The sequence below is a fragment of the Candidatus Latescibacter sp. IFSED24 genome, assembly GCF_058273205.1.
Map to the genome: position 1 here is coordinate 4351410 of NZ_CM177850.1, position 12086 is coordinate 4363495.

8 protein-coding genes are annotated in these 12086 nt (G+C 69.3%); 6 read left to right on the forward strand and 2 right to left on the reverse strand.

Features of this window, described 5'->3' with window-relative positions:
• Positions 1-17 precede the first annotated feature (17 nt).
• Positions 18-2072 (forward strand): GxGYxYP domain-containing protein, encoded by a 2055-nt coding sequence (locus IFSED24_RS17355; protein ID WP_491332743.1) that lies wholly within the window; start codon positions 18-20, stop codon positions 2070-2072.
• Between the two features lie 3 nt (positions 2073-2075).
• Here IFSED24_RS17355 and IFSED24_RS17360 read toward each other — a convergent pair whose 3' ends face one another.
• Positions 2076-2651 (reverse strand): nitroreductase family protein, encoded by a 576-nt coding sequence (locus IFSED24_RS17360; protein ID WP_491332744.1) that lies wholly within the window; start codon positions 2649-2651, stop codon positions 2076-2078.
• 95 nt (positions 2652-2746) lie between these two features.
• On the opposite strand from IFSED24_RS17360, the gene IFSED24_RS17365 reads away from it, so the two are divergent.
• From IFSED24_RS17365 to IFSED24_RS17385, 5 genes are all read left to right on the forward strand, one after another.
• Positions 2747-3772 carry an ABC transporter substrate-binding protein gene (locus tag IFSED24_RS17365; RefSeq protein ID WP_491332745.1) on the forward strand — a complete coding sequence of 342 codons (1026 nt, stop codon included), beginning with the start codon at positions 2747-2749 and terminating at the stop codon, positions 3770-3772.
• The gene (locus tag IFSED24_RS17370) at positions 3769-5898 is read left to right on the forward strand and encodes a hybrid sensor histidine kinase/response regulator (RefSeq protein ID WP_491332746.1); all 2130 of its coding nucleotides are present in this window, start codon (positions 3769-3771) and stop codon (positions 5896-5898) included. The genes IFSED24_RS17365 and IFSED24_RS17370 overlap by 4 nt, the downstream gene beginning before the upstream one ends.
• Positions 5899-6039: 141 nt before the next feature.
• Positions 6040-7098 (forward strand): hypothetical protein, encoded by a 1059-nt coding sequence (locus tag IFSED24_RS17375; protein WP_491332747.1) that lies wholly within the window; start codon positions 6040-6042, stop codon positions 7096-7098.
• A 1-nt stretch (position 7099) separates the two neighbouring features.
• Positions 7100-9748: a c-type cytochrome gene (locus tag IFSED24_RS17380; RefSeq protein ID WP_491332748.1), complete on the forward strand. Its 2649-nt coding sequence runs from the start codon at positions 7100-7102 to the stop codon at positions 9746-9748.
• Positions 9749-9870: 122 nt separating this feature from the next.
• On the forward strand, positions 9871-10740 hold the full coding sequence (locus IFSED24_RS17385) for an alpha/beta fold hydrolase (RefSeq protein WP_491332749.1): 870 nt from the start codon (positions 9871-9873) through the stop codon (positions 10738-10740).
• Positions 10741-10821: 81 nt separating this feature from the next.
• Here the strand turns inward: IFSED24_RS17385 and IFSED24_RS17390 are convergent, their stop codons facing one another.
• Positions 10822-11994, reverse strand: coding sequence for a serpin family protein (locus tag IFSED24_RS17390; protein ID WP_491332750.1), 1173 nt, complete (start codon positions 11992-11994; stop codon positions 10822-10824).
• Positions 11995-12086 lie beyond the last annotated feature (92 nt).

The following is a 12086-nucleotide window of genomic DNA, read 5'->3' on the forward strand; positions in this document are numbered from 1 at the left end:
TTCCGGAGGCTCTCCGCATGGTCCGCGCGCTCGCCTGGCTCCTGCTCCTGATCACGGTCGCCCCCGCCGCCGATCTCACCGGTCGGTGGCAACTCATCCCGGCCCTGTCCACGGACATCGACCTCTTCAGCACCGTGAGCCTGGACCTCGAGCCCGGAACGGACGACCACTCCCTGCGCCTCATCGCCACCTGGAGCCGCGGCCTGAGCGCTCACCGCGACACCCTCGACCTGCGTCCCGACGGCGAACCCACCCACAGCCCGCTCACCCACCGCAACCTCGCCAGCAACGTCTTCATGGGCCTGAGCTGCGACGTGGGCGCGGACCGCATCCTCGACAGCGCCTGGCGCGATCCGGGCCGCGATCTCGCCATCCGCGAGGATCTGCCCATCCGCAGCAGCCAGGGCCGCACCACCCTGGCGGTGGACCACCGCCTCACCCTCGACCCCGCCCAGGATCTGCTCACCTGGGAGATCCACCGCCCCACGCGCCCCGACGATCGTCCGCTGCACTTCGTGTTCAAGCGTCCCGGCGCGCGCCAGGCCTATCTCTGGCGCTTCGACGGCGACTGGCGTCTCGACGGCGACCTGCCCGCCCAGGCGCTCATCCTCAGCCTGCAGGGTCTGGCCAACCGCGACCGGCCGCGGCTCTACGGCCTCTACCCCGACGACTGGGATTTCCGCTTCACGCCCGACCTGCGCGACCACCTGGCCGGCCGGCGCGGCTGGACCTTCACCGAGCTGCCCGACCTGGCCGCGGCCCTCTCGAGCCTCGCCGAACACGCGCGCGGCTACGTGGTCTGGGATCCCGCCGTGCGCGCCTCGCTGCTGGTGGGCTTCACCGTGGCCGGCCTCGAGGATGCGGTGCTGGTGACCGCGGAGCAGATCCCGCTGGTCGAGGCGGCGGGCCTGCCGCTGGCCGAGGACCTGCGCGGCCGCTACGACGGCCTCGACGACGCCGCGGTCCACCGCCGCGCCCGCGACCGGTACTGGGACCGCTGCAGCCGCGAGATGGTGGTCTGGCTCGGCGGTCATGCCGGGGCCGTGGCCAAACCGGGGGTGGCCGACTGGGCGGTGGCCAACCGCGCCTTCTGCACCGACCTGAGCTGCGATCCCGCCGACGCCGAGGAATACGCCCTGGCCGACGCCCTGCTCGCCGATCTGCCGCCCCTGGCCTACTGCTTCGGCTGGCACAGCTACGGCAAGGACCGCGAGCGCGACCACGTGCGGCTCTGTTCGAGCCACGCCATCCGGGTGGAAGGCCTGCACACGCTGCCCAACCTGAGCTTCATGGCCAGGGTGCCGGCCACGCCGGGCTTCGTCTGGCGCAACCACCACTCGCTGGCGCCAGGGGAGCGACCCCGGCCCGAGGCCAGAACCTACATCGCCTGCATCCAGACCGACTGCCTCGGTCTCGGCGCCTGGACCCGCCCCGGCCGCGGCGAGATCCCCTACGCCTGGGAGGTCACCCTGAACTGGTCGCACCTGGCGCCGGCGCTGCTCGAGTTCTTCTACGAGCAGGCCACGCCCAACGACTACTTCATCGGCTCGCTGGGCGGTCCGGGCTACGTCTATCCCAAGGCGGTGCCGCCGGCGCACCTGCCGGCCATGGTGGCCGAGGTCCGCCGGCTCATGGACCTGCTCGACCTGAACGTCTTCGAGATCATGGACTACAGCGAGGGCGCCACCGTGAGCGGCAACACCGAGCTCACGCGCGAGGTCATGGACGCGTTCTACGCCGGCCTGCCCGACGCGCTGGGCTTCGTCAACGGCTACGCGCCGGCGCATACCTTCGACTGCCGCGAGGGCCGCCCCCTGGTCAGCTTCGATTATTACCTCTCGCCAGAACGACCGGTGGCCGACGCGGTGGCCGACCTGCGCGAGCTGGCCGCCATCAACACCGCCCGGCCCTACTTCCTGCTGATGCACGTGCGGCAGTGGAGCGACATCAGCCGGGTCAGGGAGATCCTCGACCTGCTGCCGCCCGAGGAGTTCGCGGTGGTGCCGCTGGATCGGTTCCTGGTCATGGCGGGGCAGGAGCCCACCTTCGCCGTGCGGTACCGCGGGGAGTGATCGTCAACCCAGGTCGAGGATCACGTCGTCGAGCCGCCGCTTGGGCACATGGTGCACGCCCTGGTCGTCGCGCCAGTACTCGATGCTCCCGCCGGGGTCGATCTCCTCGATCACGACCTCCTCGGCGGGCACGCCCAGCGCCACCACCATCAGGATCTCGTAACGCTCGGGGATGGCCAGGTCGGCGCGCAGGCCCTTGCGCTCGATGGCGGCGATCATGCAGCCGCCGAGGCCGCGGGCGGCGGCGCCCAGCAACAGGGTCTGGGCCGCGATGCCGTCGTCCCAGCGCACCTTCGGCGTGACCTCGCCGTCGCCCAGGATCACCACGTAGGCCGCGGGGCGCTCGCCCGGCTCGGGCCCGTCCCAGTCGGTCAGGTAGCCGGCCCATTTCAGGTGCGGGAAGATGCGCGCGTTGCGCTCGGGGGTCGCGGCGAGGACGTAGCGCAGCGGCTGCTTGTTGGCGGCCGAGGCCGACAGACGGGCCAGGTCGACCAGTTCGCGCAGGGTCGCCTCGCTCACGGCGGCGTCCTCGCGGAAGCGGCGGTAGCTCCGGCAGCGGCACACGAGTTCACGGTCCATGGGGGCCTCCTGTCGGCAAAGCCTTGCGAAATACTCTGAATTGCGGGACCATGAGTATGGCATTCCACACGAACCGTGTCACGGAGCGCATTGTCTTGAACCGTCACGCCACCTGTTTCCGGGGGTCCTCCGCCAGATGGCCCCTGGCGCTGGTCGCCTGCCTGGTGGCCGCGTCGGTGTCGTCGGCAGTCGCTGACGAGGCCGTGCTGCACATCGGGTCCATGCCCTGGGTCGGCTGGTCGCCGCTGGACGTGGCCGAGGACCAGGGCTTCTGGGACGACCTGGGCGTGGCGGCCGCGGTGGTGCACTTCCCCAACAGCTACCTCATGCACGACGCCATGTTCGTCGGGGAGGCCGACGTCGCCTTCTCCATGCTCGGCCAGATCATCGACGTGCACCGCACCGTGGCGCCGGTTGTGATCCTGGGCGAGACCAACTGGTCCCACGGCGGCGACGTGATCATGACCCAGCCTGGTTTCGACCTCGCCACCGCTCCGGCCATGACCCCCATCGGCCTCTACGTCGACGGCCCGGCGCTCAAGTACTTCGTGGAGCTGGCGCTCTGTCGCGAGGGCTCCAGCCTCGACAACTTCCGCCTGGTGGTGATCCGCGCCGACGATCTGGTGCCCCAGTTCCGCGCCGGGCGCATCCAGGCGGGCACCTTCTTCGGACCCTACCTGCTCGAGGCGGCGGCTGCCGGCGGGGTCACCCTGGCCACGTCGGCAGATTTTCCCGGGTGCATCCCCGAGGGGCCGTACACCTTCGCCGATCGCCTCGAGACCATCGGCGCCGAGCGCATCGAGGCGCTCTTCCGCGGCTGGCTGCGCGGTCTGTCCTGGCAGCGGGATCCCGCCAACCGCGACGAGTTCTTCCGCATCCTGCGCGAGCGAACCCTGCAGGGCTTCGGCGAGTTCAGCGACGCCGACCTGGAGACCATGCTGGCGGCGGTCCGTCTCCACGAGCCAGCCACCCTCGTGCGTTACAACTCCCCCGGGGGCGCCACCGCCGACTACATCGACCGCGTCCAGCGCCATTTCCCGGCGGAACCGGGCGCCGAACCCGTACACCTGCTCGATGCTCGCTTCCTCCTGGCCGCGCTGGCGGACGAGGCCGGCGAATGAGGCGCGACATCGGCCTGCGCGTCCTGGCGGCGTTCGCCTGCCTCATGATCTTCCTGGCGATGCAGGCGGTGCTCGGCCTGCGCAACGTGGGCGAATTGCGGTCGATCCAGGAACGGGTCCTCACCGACCAGATCCGGCTGCAGACCATGGGGCGTCAGATCTCCGAGAGCATGATCCTGGTCTCGCAGCTCCTGGGCACCCTCGATCCGGCACGCATGGACAGCCTCCAGGCTGAATACGGGGCCATCTGCGACCAGGTCGTCGCCATGGCGCCGTTGACCGCCCTGGATCCCACGGTCTTCCAGGCCTACCGATCCGACCTCGACCGCGCCGTGGCCTACCAGTACCAGTTCGCCACACATCTGGCGCGCAACCACCTCGAGGCTCACGCCGCGCCGCGACTGCGCCGGATCCTCGACGCCATCGACGCCAGCTACGATCAGGTGGTCGCCGACAGCGAGGAACAGCTGCACCTGACCGAACAACGCCTGCGAAGACTCACCGGCGGCGTGGGGTTGGCGGCGCTGGTCGTCTCGCTGTGCTGGGTCCTCTTCCTGCAGCGCAGCCTGGTCGACCGGCGGCGGGCCGAGCTCGCGCTCCTCGAACGCGAGCGCAACCTGGCCATCACCCTCGACAGCATCGGGGACGGCGTCCTGGTCACCGACACCGCCGGCCTGATCGTGCGCATCAATCCGGTGGCCGAGCAGCTCACCGGCTGTTTGGGGGGCACGGCGCTGGGCCGGCCGCTGGGCGAGGTCTGCCGGCTCGCCGACCGCCATACCCATGCCTCGCTGCCGGGCCTGACCGCGGTGGACGGCCGGCTGGTGGCCGCTTCGTCCCCGGTCACCGTGGTCCTGGCCGCCCACGACGGCACCGAGCGCCTGGTCAGCTTCCGCGCCACCGAGATCGGGGGCGCGGAGGATCCGCTCGGCGCGGTGGTCGTGGTGCGCGACGTCACCGTGCAGGCCGAGCTCGAGGAGCGTATCCGCCAGACCGAGAAGATGGACGCCATCGGGCAGCTCGCCGGCGGCGTGGCCCACGACTTCAACAACATGCTCATGGCCATCTCGGGCTACGCGCAGTTGCTGGCCGAGGATCTCCCGGCCGGCGGCCCCCTCTCCGCCCACGTCGATCAGATCATGAGCGCGGCCGACCGTTCGGCCGAGCTGGTCCGCCAGCTCCTGGACTTCTCGCGCAAGAGCCGCGCCGAGCAGCGCACCCTCGATCTCCACCTGCAGATCCGCGAGGCGATCCGCCTGCTCGAACGCAGCATCGATCCGCGCATCGATCTGCAACTCGACCTCGCGGCCCGGCATCCCTTCATCCGCGGCGAATCGGCGCGGATCCAGAACTGCATCCTCAACCTCTGCCTCAACGCCCGCGACGCCATGCCCGATGGCGGCCGACTCCGCCTGGAGACCGCCGACGTCGTCCTGGGCCACGACGATCCGCAGCGCGCGAACCGGCCGGTGAAGCCCGGCGAATACCTGCGCCTGCGGATCAGCGATTCGGGGCCGGGCATCGACCCCAAGGTCCTGCCGCGGATCTTCGAGCCGTTCTTCACGACCAAGACCGTGGGCAAGGGGACGGGGCTGGGCCTGGCGGCGGTCTACGGCACGGTGCAGGACCATGCCGGATCCATCGAGGTCCGCAACGCACCTGCGGGCGGCGCCGAATTCACTCTGTTCCTGCCGACCTGTGTCGCGCCCGAATCGCAATCCACTCCGGCAAGCCCCGATCCGGTCACCAACGGCGGCTGGGTGCTGGTGGTGGACGACCAGGATCTGGTGCGCGACCTGTGCCGCCACACGCTGAGCCGCCTCGGCTACCGGGTCCTGGAGGCGGAGGACGGCCTGCGGGCCGAGGAGGTGCTGCGCGAGCACCGGCACGAGGTGGATCTGGTCCTCCTGGATCTGGTCATGCCGCGCCGCAACGGCGTCGACACCTTCCATGCGCTGCGCAGCCTGGCGCCCTCGTTACCGGTGATCCTGATGAGCGGCTATACGCGCGACGACCGCGTTCGCGAGATCCTGGCCAGGGAGCCGGCGGTGGCCTTCGTGGAGAAACCGTTCGAGCGGAAGGAGCTGTGCCTCACGCTGGCGTCGTTCATCGCCGCCCCGCGCTGAGCGGGACCACGGTCGCCCCCAAAAGCCTAATCTTTACTATGATTTAACCATTTCATTCTCGTTGACCCACCAGCGTGCATGGTCTTCCATGGGCTGATACCGGAGCAATCGGGTAGCACCGCCTGACCGAGAGGTATCCCCATGCACCACATCGCCATTCCCAGCCCCGACACCCTGCAGGTGCCCTGGGGCTGGTTCCAGATCCTGCTCACCGTGACCTTCACGCTGCACGTTCTGATGATGAACGCCATGTTCGGCGGAGCGGTGGTCACCCTCCTGGGCGGCCTGCGCCGCTCGGGTCCCGCCTCGCTGGCCGCGCGCGACGCCGCCGGCCGCGTGCCCACGCTCATCGCCCTGGCGGTGAACCTCGGCGTGGCGCCCCTGCTCTTCCTGCAGGTCCTCTACGGTCATCTCTTTTATACCAGCAGCATCGTCATGGCCGGTTGGTGGTTCGCCATCATCGGCGTGATGATCGTGGCCTACTACGCGGCCTACATCACCTATTTCAAGTACGACCGGCCTATCCGCCCCGTGGCCAGCTGGCTCACCGTGCTGCTGCTGGCCTTCGTCGGCTTCATGTTCGTCAACAACAACACGCTGGCGCTGACTCCCGAGCGGTGGGGAGCCTGGTTCGACGACCCCTCCGGCTCGTTCCTCAACCTCGGCGAACCCACGCTCTGGCCGCGCTACCTGCACATGATCATCGGCGCCATCGCCGTGGGCGCGCTCTTCGTGGCGCTGCTCCAGGACAACCGGGCGCGGCGGGGCGACCGGGAGGCCGCGGCGACCCGCGACTGGGCGCTGCGTATCTTCACCCACGGCAGCCTGGCGGTGATGGCGGTGGGCCTGTGGTGGCTCATGGCGCTGCGCGAGGACGTGATGAAGCTCTTCATGGGCGGCAACGTGCCCGCCTCGATCCTCCTGGTGGCGGGCATCGCCGCGGGGGTCTACGCGGTGATCATGGCGTTCCAGAAGAAGGTGCGGCTGGCCGCCGGCCTGCTGGTGGTGACGGTGCTCCTGATGGCGCTGATCCGCGAGGTGGTGCGCTTCGGCTACCTCGAGGGGGTCTTCCATCCCGGCGATCTCGCGGTCGAGCCCCAGGTCTCGCCGTTGATCCTCTTCCTGGTCGTCTTCGTGGTCGGCCTCGGTTGCGTGGCCTACATGCTCAAGCTGGCGGCCCGGGCCGGCAAGGAGGGCTGACATGAACTACCCCGTCTGGGATCTCGGCGCCCTCGGTGGCGGCTTCTGGATCGCCCTGGTGGCGGTGACCCACGTCTTCGTCAGCCACTTCGCCGTGGGCGGCGGACTGTGGCTCGTCATGACCGAGCGCAAGGCCCGGCGCGAGAACGACCCCGCGCTGCTGGACTACGTCAAGGTCCACGCCCGGTTCTTCCTGCTGTTGACCATGGTCTTCGGCGGCCTGTCGGGCGTGGGCATCTGGTGGACCATCGCCCTCTTGAACCCGGCCGCCACCAGCTCGCTCATCCATACCTTCGTCTTCGGCTGGGCCACCGAGTGGGTCTGCTTCGTGGGCGAGATCGTGGCGTTGCTCGTCTACTACTATCGCTTCGACACCATGAAGGCCCGCGACCACGAGATCGTCGGCTGGTTCTACTTCGTGTTCGCCTGGCTCTCGCTCTTCCTGATCAACGGCATCATCGGTTTCATGCTCACGCCGGGCCGGTGGCTGGAGACCGGCAACTTCTGGCACGGCTTCTTCAACGAGAGCTTCTGGCCGGCGCTCATCTTCCGCTCGGCCATCGCCTTCATGATCGCCGGCATGTTCGGCTTCCTCACCAGTGCCTGGCGGCGCGACCAGGTCCAGCGCGACAACCTCATGCGCTACAACGCGTTCTGGGTGATCGCGCCGTTCCTGGTGCTGCTCGTGAGCGGCTGGTGGTACCTGCAGGCCATGCCCGAACCGCAGGCGTCGATGATCGCCGGCCGCGCGCGCGAGGTCCTGCCCTACATGACCCTGCTGCTCTGGCTGACCCCGGTGCTCCTGATCGCCGCGGTGCTGCTGGCGTTCCGGCTGCCGGCCGGCGCCCAGCGCGCGCTCACGGTGGGCATCCTGGTGGTGGGCTTCCTGCACCTGGGCAGCTTCGAGTTCGTGCGCGAGGCCGGCCGACGGCCCTGGGTGATCCACGGCTTCATGTATTCCAATGCGGTGACGAAGGCCGAGGCGGCGGGGCTCGATGGGGCCAGCTTCCTTGCCGCCGCGAAATGGTCCCGGCACAAGCAGGTGGACGAGGCCAACCTGCTCGCGGCCGGCGAGGAGATCTTCCGCCTGCAGTGCGCGGCGTGCCACTCGATCCGGGGCCCCTTGAACGACATCGTGCCGCTGAGTCACGACTTCACCCAGGCGGGCCTGGAGGCCCAGTTCGTGGGGCAGGGCAAGGTCGCGCCGTACATGCCGCCGTTCTTCGGCGACGCTGCCGAACGCCGCGCGCTGGCGGCCTATCTGCTGCAGACCGTACACGGCCGGGCGCCCGAGACCCGCTCCAGCACGCCGGCGCGCGATCTGGCCGTGCACATCCCGCCCTTCGACCTCGAGGACGACGACTACGTGCTCCTGGCCTGGAACAACCTGGGCATGCACTGCCTCAGCGACAGCGACCCGTGGTGGGTGATCCTGCCTCCGGCCAACGACCTGCACGCCCAGCTCATCCGTCGCGGCGAGACGCCCGAGGTGGTGACCGAGGGGGTAACCGTGTCGTTCACCGTGGAGCCCGGCTTCGAGCACCCCGAGAACGAGGTGACGTTCTGGGATCATGTGCAGGCCAACTTCGGCACGCAGCTCGAGCCCGGGGTCGGCCTGGGCGGCCACGGCGTTTCGGGGACCATGAAGCTCGTGGCCGAGCAGGACATGTACGCCGCGACGCTGATCCCGGTGGTGCCGTACCAGGACGGCCGCTTCAACCCGTACCCGCTGTACACCATCGAGGCGCGCGACGCGGCCTCGGGCGAGATCCTCGCCAGCACCCGGACCGTGGCGCCCACGAGCAGCGAGATGGGCTGCACCAAGTGCCACGGCGGCGGCTGGCGGGTGGACGGCGTGGCCGGCTTCACCGACGAGACCAGCCGGCGCGTCCTCGCCGCCCACGACAAGCACAGCGGCACCACGCTGCTGGCCGAGGCCGAGGCGGGCCGGCCGCATCTGTGCCAGAGCTGCCACGAGGATCCGGTCCTGGGCACCGAGGGCCGGCCCGAACTGCTCAACTTCCCCGCCGCCATCCACGGCTGGCACGCCAACTACCTGCTGGACCGCGGCGCTGACGCCTGCGCCATGTGCCACCCCGCCGATCCGGCCGGAGCCACCTCGTGCCTCCGTGGCGGCCACGAGCGCCAGCTCGACTGCACCCACTGCCACGGCACCCTGGAGGACCACGCGCTGAGCCTGCTCAAGGCCGAGCAGGAGGCGGGCAAGCCGGGGGCCGGGCGCCTCATGGCGAACCTGGCGCCGCGCACCGTGGCCACGGTGGACGAGATCAACGGCCGAACTCCGTGGCTCCAGGAACCCGACTGCCTGGCCTGCCACACCGAGGAGTACCTGCGTCCCGATCCGGCCACCGCCTCGGCCTTCAACCAGTGGACCGCCGGCGGCGAGGATCTCTTCCGCATGCGCACCGACGACACGGGGATGCTCCAGTGCATGGCCTGCCACGGCAGCACCCACGCCAACTATCCGGCGCTCAACAGGTTCTACGGCGCCGACCGCGACAACATCCAGCCGCTGCAGTACCAGGGCAACCGTCGGCCCATCGGCGCCGGCGGCAATTGCAAGGTCTGCCACCGGGTCGACATGGAATTCGCGGTCCACCATGCGGGGATGGAGGTGCCGGGGCAGTAGTCGGGTCCGCATTCATGGAGCGAGGCCGACTCCCTTGGTGGGTTGTCGGCCTCGTTGCTTTCCAGGGTCTCCGCGGCTATGCTCCCACTCGGTCCTGAAAACCCGAAGCCAAGGAGCCTGCCATGATCTCCAGGCGTGCGATCCTCTCGTTCCTCGCCATCGCGCTGCTCGCCGGTTGCGGTCAGCAGGACAAGGGCGCCACCGCGACCCGGATCCGCCAAGGCACCACGCCCAGCGCCGACGGCGTGGTCATCCATTACGCGGTGGGCGGCCATGGCCCTTCGGTGGTCCTGATCCACTGCTGGGGCGGCAACGCCAGCTTCTGGGGCGAAACCGCCGCCGACCTCATGCGCGATCACACCGTGATCGTCCTCGACCTGGCCGGCCATGGCCGATCGGGCCGCGAGCGAACCGACTACACCATCGAGGCGTTCGGCGCCGACGTGGTGACCGTGCTGGAAGCCGCGAAGGTGGAGCGCGCCGTCCTGGTGGGTCACAGCATGGGCGGCTCGGTGGCCCTGGAGGTGGCGCGCCGGGTACCCGACCGGGTGGCCGGGGTCGTGGGCGTGGACAATCTCCACGCGCCCGCCTGGGCGTTCACCGACGAACAGATCGACCAGTTCCTGGCGCCCATGCGCGCGGATTTCGTGCCGGCGGTCACCGCGTTCGTCTCCGACATGTACCCAGCTGGCAGCGACTCCGCCGCGATCCGCCGCGCGCTCGATTCCATGCTGGCCATGCCGCCGGAGATCGCCGTCTCGGCGCTGGAGAACCTCTTCCACTACGACCTGCCCGGCGCGGCCGACGCACTCCGGGTGCCGCTGCGCCTGGTGAACGACGACCGATACCTGGTGATGGTGGAATCCTGGCGGGAGCACGGGGTGGATTTGGACGTAACAGTGCTGGAGAACGTGGGCCACTTCCCCATGTTCACGGCGCCGGAGGAATTCCGGCAGGCGTTGCGGGAGGTGATCGAGCGGCTGGAAGGGTGATATCCCCCCGCGACCGGGGTCGGCGGCCGGTCCGTTACCTGGTGGCGTGGGGTGTGGTGGCGACGATCGCCGGTCCCCGACTCACCGCGGATCCGCACAGTTCCCTACGAACAGGATCGCCTCCGAAGCCACATGGCGGATCAGGAAGGTGAAAGGGTGATCGGCCCGGAACGTCACCGGGCCGGCCGGCAGCGAGGACTTCCGGAGCATGACCACCGCGGAGGCGGCACCCGCTTCGGTGCCCTGTTCGTCCACCGCGATGAAGGCCTGGTGCAAGACCGCGCCGATGTACAGGTCGTCGGTCCCGGTCATCCCGCTGAAATCGGCATCACGGGCGTCGAAGGCCTCGACCATCCCCAGCTTCTTCAGGGTCGCACCCAGGTCATGGAAGCTCTCCAGCTCGAACCGGGGCAGCCGGCAATCGACCGGCCGCTCGCGCTGCGCCGCGGAGAGCTGTCCGATGAGGTCCATGGTCACCGGGTGCTCGTTTCCTCTCGACAGGAGGATCACGAATTCCAGCTCGCCTCCGCTGTAGGGCAGGCTCAGCATCTGCCAGTGCTCGTCTTCCGCGTAGAGGAAGGATCCCGTCAGCTTCATGGTCGGCACCTGGATGGACCTGCCTTCGGTCAACCGGAAGGCCTCGTGCTGCGTGTCCTCGAGCGGGAAGGCGTGCTCCCAGTCGGCCTGGAAATAGATGGCATTGGTCAGCACGAGGCGGGTCAGGCGGTCGATGGATCCGGGCGGGACCAGCTCGCCGATCTTCTGTTCGGTCCGAGCGGCCACCCAGTCGTTGATGATCTGGGTGCATCGGGCCGGATCGGATCGGAAATCCACACGTTCCAGACCGCCGCCGTAGTGGCCATGGATCAGTCCGAGGTAGCTGTCCAGGAAGGCGTAGCCGTGCTGGCCCCAGAGTCGGTTGGCGATGTGCAGGGTGTGCGGCGCCGAGGGGTCGTCAAGCAGGGCCTGCAGGCGGGCGAAGCTCGCGTGGACTTCCTGGGGACGGCCCTCGAGATGCAGCACCTCCGCCATCTGGTCGGCGGTCTGGCCGGCGGCGCCTGCCCAGGTCATGGCCAGCGCCAGGGAGATGCTGGCGGGACTGATGAAGAGGTTCTCTCCCGGCGTCCGCAGCTCGTGGAAGAGATCCCAGGCGAAGGAGTTGCCGGCGACCGTGGCCTGTTCGCCACGAACATCGGTGGCTTCGACCGCCAGGGACAGGGCGACCAGGGCGGAGATGACGAGATGGCGGTTCATGGTCTCGACTCCTTCGAGAGGGCTGACACGGTACGGATAGCCGGCGGGCATTGTTCAGGACGGCATGGAGGACGACGGTGTTTACGGCGCGG

What these genes read in the sequence shown, in the direction of transcription:
- IFSED24_RS17355 (WP_491332743.1), top strand. Translation starts at nt 18, where the DNA reads ATGGTCCGCGCGCTCGCCTGGCTCCTGCTCCTGATCACGGTCGCCCCC.
- IFSED24_RS17360 (WP_491332744.1), bottom strand. Translation starts at nt 2,651, where the DNA reads ATGGACCGTGAACTCGTGTGCCGCTGCCGGAGCTACCGCCGCTTCCGC.
- IFSED24_RS17370 (WP_491332746.1), top strand. Translation starts at nt 3,769, where the DNA reads ATGAGGCGCGACATCGGCCTGCGCGTCCTGGCGGCGTTCGCCTGCCTC.
- IFSED24_RS17375 (WP_491332747.1), top strand. Translation starts at nt 6,040, where the DNA reads ATGCACCACATCGCCATTCCCAGCCCCGACACCCTGCAGGTGCCCTGG.
- IFSED24_RS17380 (WP_491332748.1), top strand. Translation starts at nt 7,100, where the DNA reads ATGAACTACCCCGTCTGGGATCTCGGCGCCCTCGGTGGCGGCTTCTGG.
- IFSED24_RS17385 (WP_491332749.1), top strand. Translation starts at nt 9,871, where the DNA reads ATGATCTCCAGGCGTGCGATCCTCTCGTTCCTCGCCATCGCGCTGCTC.
- IFSED24_RS17390 (WP_491332750.1), bottom strand. Translation starts at nt 11,994, where the DNA reads ATGAACCGCCATCTCGTCATCTCCGCCCTGGTCGCCCTGTCCCTGGCG.